The sequence below is a fragment of the Microbacterium sp. genome (genome assembly GCF_047607225.1).
GTDB lineage: Bacteria > Actinomycetota > Actinomycetes > Actinomycetales > Microbacteriaceae > Microbacterium.
Genome location: NZ_JASGDO010000032.1, coordinates 26,865 through 40,791, shown reverse-complemented (window position 1 = coordinate 40,791; position 13,927 = coordinate 26,865). Strand labels below are relative to the sequence as shown.

The following is a 13,927-nucleotide window of genomic DNA, read 5'->3' as shown; positions in this document are numbered from 1 at the left end:
ACGTTTTCTGAACGTCGTCGAGACGTTCGGACTACCCTCGTCCTCATGAGCGAGACCGCGCCCGCCCGCCGCGGCCCGTATGCCAAGTCGGCCGAGCGACGCCTCGAGATCATCGAGTCGGCCACGGCCGTCTTCAGCGAGCACGGTTATCGCGGCGGGTCGCTCCGGCAGATCGCAAAGCAACTCGATCTCGGGCTCACGACCGTCATGCACCACTTCCCCACGAAGGTCTCCCTCCTGGCCGCCGTGCTCGAGCAGGAGGACGCCGCCGACGCAGACTTCGACGATCGCGCCCGGCGCGACGGGCTGATCCCGACGATCCTGGGAACCGTCGAGCGGAACCTGGGCAGACGGGAGCTCGTCCGGATGTTCTCGATCGTGTCGGCGGAGGCGACCTTCCCCGGGCACGAGGCGCACGACTGGCTCCGCCGCCGCTATGCGCAGGTCACCGCCGACTACGCACGGCTCATCGCGCACGACCGCGACGCGGGGAGGATCCGCGCCGACGGCGACGAGCTCACCCTCGCCGGCCTCGTCATCACCGGCTGGGAGGGTATCCAGGTGCGCTGGCTGGCCGACGACACCGACCCTGTGGCGGCCATGCACGCGATGCTCACGAAGATCCTGCAGCCGACCGCTGAGAATCATGAGGGACGAGCGGGCCCCCCGTCAACCCCCTCCGGCACATTTGACGACAGCCTGCATAATTGAGGGGTGCCACCCCCCGGCGCATCGTCGCGTTGACGCGACGGCGACGGGTGCCAGCCGAGGCAGAGGGTGACCGCACACCGATCCGAATGAGGTGCCATGCCCTATCGCGACCAAGCGACGGTCGAGCGATGGGTGGAGGAGTTTCGCGGGCTGCAGCCCGTGAAGACCCACGTCTCCGTTCTGGAGAAGGACTTCACCTCCGGGCCCGACTCCGGGCTCGTCGTCGTCTCCCTTCGAACGGCCTCCACCGTCACGTACATCCAGCCCGTCCTCATCGAGGATCTCCCCCGCTGGACCGTGACGTTCGAAGCCCGCAACGAGAGCTTCGACCTCGACAGCGAAGGTGTTGCGGCCCTCGCCCACGACCTCTCGATGCTCGCGCAACTGTGCGAGTTCCTGCAGACGAAGACCGACGAGATCATCGCCCGCGCCTAGTCCGTCGCGGCCTCAGAGGTAGGGCGCGAGCGCACCCGCGGTGAGGGCGACACCCCCCGCGACCACCCCGGTGACCGCAGCCGTCTTCTGCAGCGCACGCGTGACTCGCCGACGCTGACGCGCCTGAGCCGGAGACGTCACGCCTTCGGCAGCGCGCTGCGCGTCGCGCAGATCGTCATAGCGACCGACCGGCGTCGACCGTCCGTCGAAGGCGATGTAGGTGCCGTCTGCAGCGCGATCCACGTAGCCGACGAACTCGCCGTCTCGCGAGGCGACGTAGAAGTCGGTGTCCACTCGTGCCCATGTCGGCCGAGCGGGAACGAGGGCGTCCAAGGGCCAGGCGGTGGTGCTCATGCCGCCCTCCGTGCGGGCTCGGGGCCGGCGATGTCGGCCCGGGGAATGTCGGTGTGAGTCACCGGCGCCGTCTGCGTCTGCTCGGTGAGGTCGAAGACGATGCCGTTCGAGGACGCCGCCTCCTGGGCCAGCTGCTCGAGGTAGGCACGGTCGATCTGCTCCGCCTCCGCGCGGTCGAAATCGAAGCGCAGCGGGATCGAGCAGTGCAGCCAGATGGTCGAGCGTCCTTCTCCGTCGCCGGAAGAGTGAGTCCACGACACCGTGAAGCTCTCGGACCGGCGCAGCTTCGTCGAGGCGACGATACGGAGGTGAGCGAGCATGCGGTCGGGCAGTTCGATCGCATCGGTGGTTGTTCCGTAGTACAGACGACCCATCGCGTGTTCTCCCTCACTTGTTTGGTTGCTTGCCTGAAAGGTTACTCACAATAAAAGTAGTTAGTCAAGCGAGATACTTCACAGGCTGTATTGTGGTCCTGCAAGCAGAACCAGACCCGGCGGGGCGAGGAGACGAGATGACCGATGTGACGACAGACGTGACGGTCGACGCGCTCATCGACGCCTACCGACGGTTCCGGCTCGCCGACAGCGCGATGACCCTCCGGATCCGTTCGGAGACGGGGATGAGCGACAACGAGATCGCGATCGTGAGGTACCTCCTCCACGAACGCGACGAGGACCACGATGTCAAGCCGAGTGAGATCGCCCGGCACCTGGACATCTCGTCCGCCTCGACCACGGCGCTCCTCGACCGCCTGGAACGATCCGGGATGGTGGAGCGCATCAGTCATCCCACCGATCGGCGGAGCATCCTCATCGCCGCGACTCCCGCTGCCGAGGCAGCCGTCGCCTCGACTCTCGAAGCGTTCGAGACCCGTCTGCACGATCTCAGCGCCGCACTCGATCCCGACGCCCGGGCAACGGTCGTGTCCTACCTCGGTGCGCTGACCGAGGCCGCCGACGGAATCGGAAACGGCGGGTCCTGACTCCCCCACCCGACCGGCAGCGTGGCGGAGGCTCGAGCGCCCTTACGCGTCGATGCTGTCGACCGCGTCGCGCATGGCATCGAGGAAGGCGACGACCACGGCGCGATCCGCCGGTGTCATCGGGCGCACGACCGACATCATCCGCTCGTGCATCGCACCGAGCGTGTCCCGGATCTCCTCTTCCGCCCGCGCGCTGGAGCGGATCGTCACGCTCCGGCGGTCGGTGGGGTGCGGCTCGCGCGTGATGTGCCCGCTGCGAGCCAGCCGGTCCAGGAGCGCGGTGGTCGAGGCAGAGGTGATGCCGAGGTAGCGGCTGAGGTGCACGGGGGTCACCAGCTCGTCGCGTTGGGAGGCTCGGGCGAGGAAGCGGAGCACCAGGAGCTCGTTCTCGCCCATGTCCATCGACTGCTGCGTGCGGCGGCGCATCGCCACCTCGGCGGCCCGATAGGCGCGCATCGCCTCGAGCACGGCGGTGCCGCGCACGTCGCGGTTCTCGGCGTACCAGTACGACGCACCGACCTCGGTTCCCCCAGTCATCCGTCCTATTCTCGCTGATGGATCCCTGGGGCGATCCAGCCCTTGACAATCGCGATGTTCACCCCTTCTGCCATCCCGCGCACCTCCGACCCGCACGAACACAGCAGCGGATCAGCAACCAGACACGCCGCACACGACCGCCACGAGCGCGGCGTGTCGGCTCGGCAATCCGCCGTTGGGCACCAGCGGCGGTTCCGCCGTTGTGCACGCGGCACCGCGGCACCGCGGCACCACGGCACCGCGGCACCCGAATCGGACTCGGCTCGGCCGGGGCGTCAGCGGCGAGAGAGCAGCGAGGTCACCCGGAGGCGGCCGGAGTGGATCCACACGTCGGAGTACTCCACGGGACGCTCGTCGGACAGATAGGTCACCTGCTCGAGGTACTGCACGGGGCTTCCTTCGGGGAGGTCGAGCAGCTCGGCGACCTCGGGGGTCGCGGCCTCGGCGCTGAAGGTCCGCCGTGCGGAGGAGATCCGCAGGGCGTAGCGGCCCTCGAGGGTCCCGAACAGGCTCGCGGTCTCGAAGTCGGTCTGCTCGATCCCCGGCGCGAAGTCGGTGCGGACGTAGTTGAACAGGAGCGCGACCGGGCCGCTGTCCGCCGCCCGCACACGCACGAGGCGCAACACGGTACCGCCCGGGGGCACTTCGAGGAGCGCAGCCACGGGACGGGGCGGGTCGATGAGCTCGCACGCCACCACACGGGTGGTGGTGACGACCCCCTGGTTCGCGAAGTCCTCGGACAGGGTGCTGAGCTTCTGCGCGATCGCGGGCTCGATCGTCGTCGACGTCACGAAGGTTCCCCGCCCGCGCACCTGACGCAGCAGACCCTCGTCGATCAGGGTCGTCAGGGCGCGGCGGAGGGTGCCGCGACTGACTCCGAGCTCGGTCGCCAGCTCCGGCTCGCTCTTGAGCCGATAGTGCGCCGGCCACTCGCCCGATGCGATGCGCGAGCGGAAACCGTCGGAGATCTGGGCGTGGATGGGCACCGGCAGCTCCCGGTGGATGTCCGCCGCTTGCGCGTCCGTCGCGTCCACGCGACCCTCCTTCTGGATCTGGTGTGCTCGCCGCACCCGAGCCGGGGGATCTCGGGGCGGCGAGCGAGGCCAGTCCTGCCAGTGTGTCAGTAGCTCTGAGTGTTCTCGTCGCTGGAGTCGCTGATGATCGCCATTCCGGCGCTCGTGCCCAGCAGCACCGCGCCCGCGCGCAGGAGGCTGAGGCCCTGCGTGTACGACTTGATCGAGCCCGACGCCTTCACCTGCACACCCTCCCGCGCCCGCTCGACGAGGAAGCGGACGCTCTCGGGCGAGGCGGTCTCGATCTGCCCGCTCGACGCGTTCTTCAGGAAGGCGACCCCGGCGTCCATCGCGAGCTCGACGGCGGCCTCCTTCTCGGCGTCGGTCAGCAGCGGCAGCTCGAGCATGACCTTGACCGGCAGCCCGCTCGCGCGCACGACGCCGGCGATGTCCTCGCGGAACTCGTCGTACATGCCGCTCTTGAGCCAGCCGACCTGCACGCCGATGTCGAGCTGGGTCGCGCCCTGCTTCGCGATCTGCTCCGCCTCGGCCGCCTTGCCGGCGCTGGTCATGACGCCCACCGTCGGGAAGTCGAGCGCGGTCGCGATCCCGATGCCGGTTCCCGCGAGCTCGGCGGCGACGAGCGGAACCCAGGAGGCCGGCACCATCGCGGCGTTGAACCCGTGCTCGGCGGTCTCACGCGCGTGGGCGATCATGTCGTCACGGGTGAGGCCCGTCTCGATCTTGGTGTGCTGGATGTAGGGCGCCATCTGCGCCGGGGTGAGGGTGAGGGTGTCGGACGAAGTGGTGTCGGTCACGTCAATGTCTTTCTTTTCGGATGGGGGGATCGGAAGTCGGAAGGGCCTGTCGAGGGCGTCAGAGCTTTGCGGCGTAGTAGTCGGGCGCGATCACTCCCTCGCCGCCGAACCAGCGGGGCACGTCGACTCCGCAGAACAGGCCGACGTTCCCCCAGGGCTCGAAGGCGCCGGTGCGGACGATGACCTTGGCCTGGTGGGCGAGCTCACCCAGGACGTCGGCGTGGGTGCGCGTGGTGAACTCGGCGTCGTCGAAGGTGGCCTGGAGCCACTCATCGAGACGCGGGTTGTTGGTCACCACGTCTTCGGCGCGCACGACGCCTTCCACGACGATCTCGTCGGCGATGAGGGAGAGCACCGTGCGCAGGTCGGGGATGTTCTCAGCGATCGCGAGATCGATGCGGTTCGCGCCCGGCGGGATCGGGAACCCCGCATCGACGACCATGATGAGGTCGGTATGGCCGAGCGTCGCCAACGCTGCGCTGAGGGGAGCGTTGAGGATTCCGCGCTTCTTCATGACTGTGGTTCTCCTTCTGTGGGTGGGACGCCGGGTCAGGCCGCGCTCGTGACGGCATCGGTGGCGAGCGCCATGATCGATTCCTCCGTCGCCGATGCCGTGGGAAGCACGCCGGCGATGCGCCCCTGGCACATGACGACGATGCGGTCGGTCACGCTGAGGAGCTCGGGCAGGTCGGACGACGAGCAGACGATCGCGACTCCGCGAGAGGCGAGTTGGAACATCTCCTCGTAGATCTCGACCTTCGCTCCCACGTCCACGCCACGCGTGGGCTCGTCGAGCAGGAGCACGCGCGGATCGACGGCGAGCCAGCGCGCCAGGAGGGCCTTCTGCTGGTTGCCGCCGGAGAGGTTGGTGATCGGCTGATCGATCGAGGCGGTCTTCACCCGCATGCGGCGGGCGAGGGAGATCGCGTTCTCGTTGAGGCGCCGGCGCCGGATGAGGCCCAATCGCGCGAAGGCCGACGTGGTGAGCACCCCGATGTTGTCGCCGACCGACATCGTCGTGAGGATCCCCTGCGCACGGCGCTCCCCCGGGAGGAACCCCAGACGCCGACCGACGCTCGCGATGGGCGACCGGCCGTCGTAGGCGACGCCGTCGATGAGCACCCGACCTCCCGACGCGGGCGAGGCACCGAAGATGTTGGCCAGCAACTCCACCCGGCCCGAGTCGGGAAGGCCCGCGATCCCGAGGATCTCCCCCGGACGCACCTCCAGGCTCACGTCGTGGTGGCGCCGTCCGCTGAGCGACTCCAACTGCAGCGCGGGGGCCGCCTCGGCGATCTCCGCCGGCGCCGTGCGTCCCGCGAAGTGGCCGAGCTCACGCCCGACCATCGCGGCGACGGCGGCCTCGGGAGTCACGGCGTCGCGGCGGAACGACGCCACGTGACGACCGTCGCGGAGGATCTCCAACCGGTCGCAGAGGGCGAACACCTCGGGCATCCGGTGTGAGACGTAGACCATCGTCGTGCCGTTCGCCTTGAGGCGGTCCATGAGGGCGAAGAGGCGATCGGCCTCGGCGGGGGTGAGCATGGCGGTGGGCTCATCGAGGATCAGCACGCGGCACTCACGGGCCACCGCGCGGGCGACCACGACGAGCTGCTGCACGGCGAGGTCCAGTCCCCGCACGCTCGCCTGCGGGTCGATGTCGAGGCCGAGCTCGGCCAACAGCTGGCCCGCCCGCTCGTTCATCCGACGCTTGGCGGGAAAGAGCCTGCTGCCGGGCTCGATGCCCACGAGAATGTTCTCGGCGACCGTGCGATCGGGAAGGAGCGAGAGCTCCTGCGGGACGATCGCCACCGAATGGCGCGTGAGCACCGTGTTCGGATCGTACGAGGAGATCTCCTCCCCGAAGACCGAGATGCTCCCGCCGCTGGGCGGCTGCAGGCCCGCGAGGATCTTCAGCAGCGTGGACTTCCCGGCGCCGTTCTCGCCGAGGAGAGCGGTCACCTCGCCGGCGGTGATGTCGAAGCTCACATCGTCGAGCGCGGTCACCGGTCCGAAGCTGCGGCTGATCCCCTGGATGCGCACGGCGACCTCGCGGCCGGCCGTGGCATCGTCCTGCGGCGGGAGCATCGTCATCAGTCCTCCACCGTCGCTTCGGCCAGGTTGGCCTTGGTGATGAACTGCGCACCGGTGTCGACGCTCTCGATCGGCGTGCCCTTCTGGAGGAAGTCGGCGAGGACCTTGACGGCCTGGTAGCCCTGTTCCGACGGGTTCTGGCTGATCGTGAACGACTGCACGCCGTCCTTGATGTAACCGGCGGTGGCCGACAGCAGGTCGAAGCCGACCATGGTGATCTTGCCCGCGTTGCCGGACTGGTCGACCCACTTGGCGGCGGCCGTCGTGGAGCAGCAGTCCAGACCCGCGATGGCGACGACGCCACTCTGCCCCGTCATCGTCGACTCGACGATGTTGTAGGCGGCGCTGGGCTCATTGCCGACGTTGACCGGTCCGACGATCTCGAGGCCGCTGCCCTTGATACCCGCCTCGAAGCCGCTGAAGCGGTCGTGCGACCATCCCGCACCCGTGTCGAGCGAGAAGACGACGACCTTGCCGGTGGCGCCCTCACCGAGCACCGAGACGAGCTCCTTGGCTTCGGCCTCGCCCGATCCGACGAGATCCTGGCCGACGAAGGCCATCTGATCGGAGTCGGGGTTGTCGGTGTTGAACGAGATGATCGGGATGCCGGCCTCGTACGCCTGCGCGATCACGGGCTTGAGCGCGTCGCTCGACGCCGACGAGACGGCCAGCCCGTCCACGGCCTGCTGCTGGATGAGCGTCTGCAGCTCGGAGACCTGCTTGGCCGCGTCGCCGCCGGTCGGTCCGATCAGCTGCACATCGACGCCGAACTCCTTGCCGGCCTTCTCCATGCCGGCCTTGATCGGCGTCGCGAAGGCGAGGGACGGGTCGTGGTAGCTCAGCTTGATGCGCAGCGGCTCGCCGTCGTCGACGCGCTTCTGAATGTAGTCGGCCACCTGGAAGCCGCCGTCGGCGCTGTTACTGGCGGCGGGGCTGCCGGTCGTGATGGCGCCACAGCCCGAGAGGGCGAGTGCGCCGGCGACGGCGAGGGCACTCCACGCCAGGAGGCGGCGGGTGCGAGTGCGAAGGGACATCGGTGCTCCTTTGATCCGAATGAGGGTGAGGGTGTGAGCGCTCGCTGAGAGGGCTCGATCGGGTGAGAGTGTTCGGTGCGGACGCGCGCGTCGTGGGCGCGCGATGGGGATCGGCCCGGTCAGGCCTTGGTCTTTCGGCGTCGTTGCCAGGTGTCGGCGGCCACGGCGGCCACGATCACGAGACCGGTGATGACGGTCTGCCAGAACGACGAGATTCCGTTGATGTTGAGGATGTTCTGCAGGAGGCCGATGAAAGCGACACCGATCACGGTGCCCCACATCGTCCCCGAGCCGCCGAACAGGGCGGCCCCGCCGATGATCACGGCCGAGATGACGGTCAGCTCCAGTCCGGTGCCGGTCACCCCCTGCACATAGGAGAGGAACGACAGGCCGAGCACACCGGCGATCGCTGCGGTCAGACCCGACAGCACGAAGGCCGAGACCTTGACGGCCTTGACGTTGATGCCGACCAGTCGTGCCGCTTCCTGGTTCCCGCCGACCGCGTAGGTGTTGAAGCCCAGACGCGAGCGCGACAGCAGCACGACGCCGACGGCGGCCACGAAGAGGAAGAACAGGAACTGCATCGGGATGATGCCGAACAGGCGGCCCTGGCCGAGGAGGCCGAACTCGGCGACCCCGGGCTGGTCGGAGCTGAGCGAGATGGGCGCGCCGTCGGAGATCAGGAGAGCGACACCGCGGAAGACGCTGAGGCTTCCGAGGGTCACGATGAAGCTCGGCACCCCGAGGAGGACGACGGCGAGTCCGTTGAGGAGGCCCGCGATCACCCCGGCGCCCAAGCCGATCAGCACCGCGACGGGCCACGCCACTCCCGCCGCGATCGCCATGCCGGTGGAGATCGCCGCGAGCGCGTAGATGGAACCGACGGAGAGGTCGATCTCGCCGTTGATGATGACGAAGGTCGCCCCGACCGCCATGATCCCGATCTGGGCGATCTGCTGACCGACCGAGAGCAGGTTGCCGCCCTGCAGGAAGCTGGGCGAGAGCACCGCGCCGAGGACGAACAGCAGGACGAGGGCGGCCAGCACACCTGCTTCGCGGGCGTGGAGGAACGAGCGAGCGCTCGTGGCCGTGCGGATGGCGATGGTCGAGGTCATGAGGCGGCTCCGGTCTCGTCGGCGAGGTCTGCTCGGGTCGGAAGGGCGGGGATGACGCCGGCGATGGTCACGGTGCGGGCACCGGCCAGAGCGGCGAAGTGTGCGGCGTCGGCGAGGCTCCGGCCTTCGGCGAGCGCCACGGCGAGGGCGGCGGTGAAGGAGTCGCCGGCACCGGTCGTGTCGACCACGCGCTCGACGCGGACGGGCGCGACGGGCGTGACCACACCGCCCTCCGACAGCAGCGCTCCGGCGCCGCCGCGCGTGAGCACGACGCTTCCGCCGGAGCGTGCGGCGAGCAGGACGAGGAGCTCCTCGTCGGTGCGGCCGTGGTCGGCGGGAAGCCCGAGGAGCACCGGCGCCTCGGACTGGTTGGGGGTGAGCACGTCGATCCACGGCCACACCTCGTCGGGGAGGGGCTGGGCGGGAGCGGGGTTGAGGAGCGTACGCGTGCCCTCCTCTGCTCCGATGCGCAGGGCCGCGGCGGCGACCGGGAGCGGGATCTCCATCGAGACGACGAGGATGTCGGCGGCGGCGATCTCGGCGCGGAAGGTCTCCACGGCGGCGGCATCGAGCTCGTCGAGCGCGCCGGGGGCGATGGCGATGCGGTTCTCGCCCGAGGGCTCGACCAGGATGATGCCCACCATCGTGGCGGCCTCGCGCGTGACGACGACCTTCGACGCGTCGACCGACTCGGCCGCCCAGAGCGCAACCGCGGCGCGTCCGTAGTCGTCGTCGCCGACAGCGGTGAGGAAGGAGACCTCGGCGCCCAGACGTGCCGCCGCGATGGCCTGGTTCGAGCCCTTTCCCCCGGGGCCCGCGTCGAACGCGCCTCCCGACAGGGTCTCTCCGGCTTCGGGCATCCGCGGTACGCGCATGGTCAGACCCACGCCGTAGCTCCCGACAAGTGCAATCTTCATCGATTCGATCCGTACGTCATCGTAATGGACATTTGTATGTGGACAACTATGTACATGAGATCATGAAGCTCGGCGCGCGCGATGTCAAGTCGGCCGTCCGGATCGAAGGCTCCGCGGGGTGACGGGCGCCGCTTCGCGCGTCGCACCCAACGGCGGATTCGCACCGCGCCGGCGTGCCACAACGGCGGATTCGCACCCGCCGCCGCGACGGCACACAACGGCGGATTCGCACCGCGACGCGCCGGTCTGCCCGTCATACGCCGCGGCGTGTCGCCCGCCCCATCCGCCGTTGTGCGTCACCGGGCCATCCGCCGTCGTGCACGGCAAACCTTCTCCGGGAAAAAGACGGACGGTACTCTCCTGACACGGCGGGCCCGCGACCCGCAGACGAACCCGATCCCGCATCCCTCCCCCCTCGACCCGACTGGAGCACCATGACCACCGACCGGTCGACCGACCCGAACACGCCCTCGCTCATCCCGGCGGCGCCGCCGCTGGTGACCGAGGCGGACGCAGAACGGATCGCCGCCGCATACTTCGGCGTATCCGGGGCGGCCCGGAGCCTCGGCAGCCACGAAGACAGGAACTTCCTCCTCGAGACGGGCACGGAGCGCCTGCTCCTGAAGGTCGCGAACCCGGCGACCTCGATAGACGAGGTGACGGCGCAGTCCGCCGCAGCCGCACACCTCGCCGAGCGCGCCCCCGCCGTCCGCGCCCCCCGAGCGAGGACGACCACCGGCGGCGCGCCGGTCGCTCAGGTGCCGCATGAAGGCACCGTGCTGCACGTCCGCCTGCTCGATTTTCTCGACGGCGGAACACTCTCCGGCAGCGGGCATCTCGCTCCCTCGATCGTCGATGCGCTCGGCGACCTCGCGGCCCGCGTCGACCTCGCGCTGTCCGATTTCGAGGCACCAGGAGTGGAACGTCCGCACCAGTGGGACCTGCGGCAGTCGCGCTCGGTGCTCCCCGAACTGTTCGGACACCTCGACGACCCCGCTCTCCGCTCCCGTCTCGAAGCGATCGCCCACCGCGCCTGGGAGGCACTCGCCCCGCTGGAGGACGACCTTCCGGTGCAGGCCGTGCACGGCGACCTCACGGACGACAACGTGGTGTGGAGTGACCCCGTTCGGCGCACACCGGACGGAGTCATCGATCTGGGCGACCTGAACCGCACGTGGCCGGTCGGCGGGCTGGCGATCACGTTCTCGTCGCTCCTGCACCACGACGGCGTCGATCTGCCCGCAGCCGTGCGCGCGCTCCAGGCCTACCATCGCCGGCGCCCGCTCTCGAGCGGCGAGGCGTCCGCCTTCTGGCCGCTCGTGGTCCTGCGGGCCGTCCACCTCGTGGCAAGCGGACACCACGTGGTCTCACGGGAGCCGGGCAACGCCTACGCGGCCGAGAACCTCCCGCACGAGGAGGCGATCCTCGCCGCAGCGGTCTCGGTGCCGCTGCCCGTCGCGACGCGCCTCGTGCGCCGCACCCTGGGGCTTCCGTCTGTCGTCACGGAGATCCCTTCCGCCCTCCCCCTGCTGCCGGAGATCGGAGCCGACTCCGTCACGGTGCTCGATCTGTCCGCGGCGAGCGCCGACGTCGAAGACGGCGCCTGGCTCGACGCCAGCCTCGAAGAGCGGCTCGCCCGCGGGGCGCTCGCCGCGGGCGGCCGCGCCGCGATCACCCGGTTCGGCGAGGCGCGCGTGACGCGCGCGACGACGTATGCGCAACAGGCCCCCGCCACCGTGGCGACCGGCATCGACATCACCCTCGATCGGCCGGCGACCCTCGTCGCCCCCTGGAACGGCCGGCTCTCCCGCGACGACGCCGGTCTCGTGCTGCGCGGCGACGGCGAAGCGGCGGGCATCCGTCTGGAGCTCACGGCGGCGTCCGTCGAGGGTGGCCCGCTCGCGGAGGCCGGCGGGCGTGACGAGCGCCCGGTGTCCCGCGGAGACGCGATCGGAACCGCCACGCAGCACCTCACGGTGCGCGTCGTGCGCGAGGGCGACGACGGATACGGTGAGGAGACGCGCGTGCCCGCTTTCGTCGCCCCCGCGTGGGCCGATGCCTGGCTCGCCGTGGTCGCCGACCCCTCACCGCTCCTCCCCGGGCACCCGTCCCCCGCGGAACGGGAAGACCCTGCGGCGCTGCTGGCGCGTCGCGACCGGGTGTTCGCGGAGGTGCAGGAGCACTACTACGACGCGCCGCCGATCATCGCCCGCGGCTGGAAGCAGTACCTGATCGACACCGACGGACGCGTGTACCTCGACATGGTCAACAACGTCACGGCGCTCGGTCACGCGCACCCGCGGATCGCAGCGGCGGCGAACCGTCAGCTGCGGACGCTCAACACCAACTCCCGGTTCCACTACTCCGCTGTCGTGGAGTACGCCGAGCGCTTGACCGAGCTCACGCCGGAACCGCTCGAAACGGTGTTCCTCGTCAACAGCGGATCGGAGGCCGTCGACCTCGCCCTGCGCCTGGCGCGGGCGGCGACAGGGCGGCGCGACGTGCTCGCCGTCCGGGAGTCGTACCACGGGTGGACCGACCTCGCCGACGCCGTGTCGACGTCGGTCGCCGACAATCCCGCGGCCCTGGCGACCCGTCCCGACTGGGTGCACACGATCGACGCGCCGAACAGCTTCCGGGGAGTCCACCGTGACGAGGAGGCCGCCCGCTACGCGCCCGAGGCCGTCGCGGAGATCGAACGGCTCGCCGCGCAGGGCCGCGCCCCCGGGGCGTTCGTCGCGGAGACGTTCTTCGGCAACGCGGGCGGAGTGGCCCTCCCGGACGGATATCTCGCCGCGGTCTACGCGGCCGTCCGCGCCCACGGCGGCCTCGCGGTCGCCGACGAGGTGCAGGTCGGGTTCGGCCGGCTCGGCGAGTGGTTCTGGGGCTTCGAGCAGCAGGGCGTCGTCCCCGACATCGTCGCGGTCGCCAAGGCGATCGGCAACGGCCACCCGCTCGGCGCGGTCATCACCACGCGGGAGATCGCCGCGGCCTACCGACGGGAGGGCTACTTCTTCGCCTCGACCGGCGGAAGCCCCGTCTCCAGCGTCATCGGATCGACCGTGCTCGACGTCATCCGCGACGAGGGCCTCCAGGAGAACGCGCGGACGGTCGGCGCATATCTACGCGCACAGGTGCTCGGACTCGACCACCCCCTCGTCGGGGCCGTCCATGGCTCCGGCCTCTACCTCGGCATCGAGCTCGTCCGCGATCGAACCACCCGTGAGCCGGCGACGGAGGAGACCGCGGCCCTCTGCGACCGGATGCGTGAACTCGGCGTGATCGTGCAGCCGACGGGCGATCACCAGAACGTCCTGAAGATCAAGCCGCCGCTGTGTCTGGAGAAGGCCGACGTCGACGCGTTCGTGCGCGCCTTCGCCCGCGCGCTGCAGGGCCGGTGAGGCGGGGAGGCGGCGTCGTCAGGGGCGATCGCGCGGGGTACCGATCTCACGCGCCTCCAGTGCGGAGATCATCGCGACCCTCTCCTGATGGCGCCGTCCCTGGAACTCCGCGTCCAACCACGTCTCGGCGATCATCTGCGCCAGCTCCACTCCGATGACGCGGGCGCCCAGCGCGAGGATGTTCGTGTCGTTGTGCTCACGGGACATGAGGGCCGAGTACGGTTCGCTGCACACGACGGCCCTCACCCCGGCGACCTTGTTCGCCGCAATGGCCATGCCGACTCCCGTGCCACACAGGAGGATGCCCCTGTCGTAGCGTCCCTCGACCACGGCACGAGCGACCTCTTCGGCGCGGGAGGGGTAGTCGGAGCGACCGTCCCCCGCCGGGAGCTCGGTCACGCGACGCCCGCCTTCGTGAAGGCGACGGCCGAGCTCCAGGGTCATCTCCCGCGCGGCGTGATCGCTCGCGATCACGACATCCATCGGCAGCTCCTCAACGATCGCCCCAACCTCGCC

15 protein-coding genes are annotated in these 13,927 nt (G+C 69.9%); 4 read left to right on the top strand and 11 right to left on the bottom strand.

The window, feature by feature from the left end; all coding sequences use genetic code 11:
• Nucleotides 1-45: 45 nt before the first annotated feature.
• Together QM591_RS06350 and QM591_RS06345 are read left to right on the top strand one after the other, a co-directional pair.
• On the top strand, nt 46-711 hold the full coding sequence (locus QM591_RS06350) for a TetR/AcrR family transcriptional regulator (protein WP_415130725.1): 666 nt from the start codon (nt 46-48) through the stop codon (nt 709-711).
• Nucleotides 712-807: 96 nt separating this feature from the next.
• Nucleotides 808-1,146 (top strand): protein-L-isoaspartate carboxylmethyltransferase, encoded by a 339-nt coding sequence (locus QM591_RS06345; protein ID WP_415130723.1) that lies wholly within the window; start codon nt 808-810, stop codon nt 1,144-1,146.
• 12 nt (nt 1,147-1,158) lie between these two features.
• Here QM591_RS06345 and QM591_RS06340 read toward each other — a convergent pair whose 3' ends face one another.
• Together QM591_RS06340 and QM591_RS06335 are read right to left on the bottom strand one after the other, a co-directional pair.
• On the bottom strand, nt 1,159-1,500 hold the full coding sequence (locus QM591_RS06340; protein ID WP_415130721.1) for a peptide ABC transporter permease: 342 nt from the start codon (nt 1,498-1,500) through the stop codon (nt 1,159-1,161).
• The gene (locus tag QM591_RS06335) at nt 1,497-1,874 is read right to left on the bottom strand and encodes a hypothetical protein (RefSeq protein ID WP_415130719.1); all 378 of its coding nucleotides are present in this window, start codon (nt 1,872-1,874) and stop codon (nt 1,497-1,499) included. Before QM591_RS06335 ends, QM591_RS06340 begins: the two co-directional genes overlap by 4 nt.
• 137 nt (nt 1,875-2,011) lie before the next feature.
• Here QM591_RS06335 and QM591_RS06330 point away from each other — a divergent pair, with 137 nt between their 5' ends.
• Complete coding sequence (locus QM591_RS06330; RefSeq protein ID WP_415130717.1) at nt 2,012-2,482, top strand: MarR family winged helix-turn-helix transcriptional regulator; 471 nt, start codon at nt 2,012-2,014, stop codon at nt 2,480-2,482.
• Between the two features lie 42 nt (nt 2,483-2,524).
• Here QM591_RS06330 and QM591_RS06325 read toward each other — a convergent pair whose 3' ends face one another.
• The 8 genes from QM591_RS06325 to QM591_RS06290 form a co-directional block, all read right to left on the bottom strand.
• Nucleotides 2,525-3,019 carry a MarR family winged helix-turn-helix transcriptional regulator gene (locus tag QM591_RS06325; RefSeq protein ID WP_415130715.1) on the bottom strand — a complete coding sequence of 165 codons (495 nt, stop codon included), beginning with the start codon at nt 3,017-3,019 and terminating at the stop codon, nt 2,525-2,527.
• Between the two features lie 275 nt (nt 3,020-3,294).
• Nucleotides 3,295-4,053 carry a GntR family transcriptional regulator gene (locus QM591_RS06320; protein ID WP_415130713.1) on the bottom strand — a complete coding sequence of 253 codons (759 nt, stop codon included), beginning with the start codon at nt 4,051-4,053 and terminating at the stop codon, nt 3,295-3,297.
• Nucleotides 4,054-4,139: 86 nt separating this feature from the next.
• Nucleotides 4,140-4,850, bottom strand: coding sequence for a deoxyribose-phosphate aldolase (gene deoC, locus QM591_RS06315; RefSeq protein WP_067166546.1), 711 nt, complete (start codon nt 4,848-4,850; stop codon nt 4,140-4,142).
• 58 nt (nt 4,851-4,908) lie between these two features.
• Complete coding sequence (gene rbsD / locus QM591_RS06310) at nt 4,909-5,364, bottom strand: D-ribose pyranase (RefSeq protein WP_415130710.1); 456 nt, start codon at nt 5,362-5,364, stop codon at nt 4,909-4,911.
• A 35-nt stretch (nt 5,365-5,399) separates the two neighbouring features.
• The gene (locus tag QM591_RS06305; protein ID WP_415130708.1) at nt 5,400-6,944 is read right to left on the bottom strand and encodes a sugar ABC transporter ATP-binding protein; all 1,545 of its coding nucleotides are present in this window, start codon (nt 6,942-6,944) and stop codon (nt 5,400-5,402) included.
• The gene (locus tag QM591_RS06300; protein ID WP_415130706.1) at nt 6,944-7,978 is read right to left on the bottom strand and encodes a sugar ABC transporter substrate-binding protein; all 1,035 of its coding nucleotides are present in this window, start codon (nt 7,976-7,978) and stop codon (nt 6,944-6,946) included. The genes QM591_RS06305 and QM591_RS06300 overlap by 1 nt, the downstream gene beginning before the upstream one ends.
• Before the next feature lie 119 nt (nt 7,979-8,097).
• Complete coding sequence (locus tag QM591_RS06295) at nt 8,098-9,093, bottom strand: ABC transporter permease (protein WP_415130704.1); 996 nt, start codon at nt 9,091-9,093, stop codon at nt 8,098-8,100.
• Complete coding sequence (locus QM591_RS06290; protein ID WP_415130702.1) at nt 9,090-10,010, bottom strand: ribokinase; 921 nt, start codon at nt 10,008-10,010, stop codon at nt 9,090-9,092. Before QM591_RS06290 ends, QM591_RS06295 begins: the two co-directional genes overlap by 4 nt.
• A gap of 434 nt (nt 10,011-10,444) precedes the next feature.
• Between QM591_RS06290 and QM591_RS06285 the strand changes: the two genes are divergently transcribed.
• Nucleotides 10,445-13,411 carry an aminotransferase gene (locus QM591_RS06285; RefSeq protein ID WP_415130699.1) on the top strand — a complete coding sequence of 989 codons (2,967 nt, stop codon included), beginning with the start codon at nt 10,445-10,447 and terminating at the stop codon, nt 13,409-13,411.
• 18 nt (nt 13,412-13,429) lie between these two features.
• Here QM591_RS06285 and rpiB read toward each other — a convergent pair whose 3' ends face one another.
• Complete coding sequence (gene rpiB / locus QM591_RS06280; protein ID WP_415130697.1) at nt 13,430-13,894, bottom strand: ribose 5-phosphate isomerase B; 465 nt, start codon at nt 13,892-13,894, stop codon at nt 13,430-13,432.
• Between the last annotated feature and the right edge of the window lie 33 nt (nt 13,895-13,927).

What these genes read in the sequence shown, in the direction of transcription:
- QM591_RS06350 (WP_415130725.1), top strand. Translation starts at nt 46, where the DNA reads ATGAGCGAGACCGCGCCCGCCCGCCGCGGCCCGTATGCCAAGTCGGCC.
- QM591_RS06345 (WP_415130723.1), top strand. Translation starts at nt 808, where the DNA reads ATGCCCTATCGCGACCAAGCGACGGTCGAGCGATGGGTGGAGGAGTTT.
- QM591_RS06340 (WP_415130721.1), bottom strand. Translation starts at nt 1,500, where the DNA reads ATGAGCACCACCGCCTGGCCCTTGGACGCCCTCGTTCCCGCTCGGCCG.
- QM591_RS06335 (WP_415130719.1), bottom strand. Translation starts at nt 1,874, where the DNA reads ATGGGTCGTCTGTACTACGGAACAACCACCGATGCGATCGAACTGCCC.
- QM591_RS06330 (WP_415130717.1), top strand. Translation starts at nt 2,012, where the DNA reads ATGACCGATGTGACGACAGACGTGACGGTCGACGCGCTCATCGACGCC.
- QM591_RS06325 (WP_415130715.1), bottom strand. Translation starts at nt 3,019, where the DNA reads ATGACTGGGGGAACCGAGGTCGGTGCGTCGTACTGGTACGCCGAGAAC.
- rbsD (WP_415130710.1), bottom strand. Translation starts at nt 5,364, where the DNA reads ATGAAGAAGCGCGGAATCCTCAACGCTCCCCTCAGCGCAGCGTTGGCG.
- QM591_RS06305 (WP_415130708.1), bottom strand. Translation starts at nt 6,944, where the DNA reads ATGACGATGCTCCCGCCGCAGGACGATGCCACGGCCGGCCGCGAGGTC.
- QM591_RS06300 (WP_415130706.1), bottom strand. Translation starts at nt 7,978, where the DNA reads ATGTCCCTTCGCACTCGCACCCGCCGCCTCCTGGCGTGGAGTGCCCTC.
- QM591_RS06295 (WP_415130704.1), bottom strand. Translation starts at nt 9,093, where the DNA reads ATGACCTCGACCATCGCCATCCGCACGGCCACGAGCGCTCGCTCGTTC.
- QM591_RS06290 (WP_415130702.1), bottom strand. Translation starts at nt 10,010, where the DNA reads ATGAAGATTGCACTTGTCGGGAGCTACGGCGTGGGTCTGACCATGCGC.
- QM591_RS06285 (WP_415130699.1), top strand. Translation starts at nt 10,445, where the DNA reads ATGACCACCGACCGGTCGACCGACCCGAACACGCCCTCGCTCATCCCG.
- rpiB (WP_415130697.1), bottom strand. Translation starts at nt 13,894, where the DNA reads ATGGATGTCGTGATCGCGAGCGATCACGCCGCGCGGGAGATGACCCTG.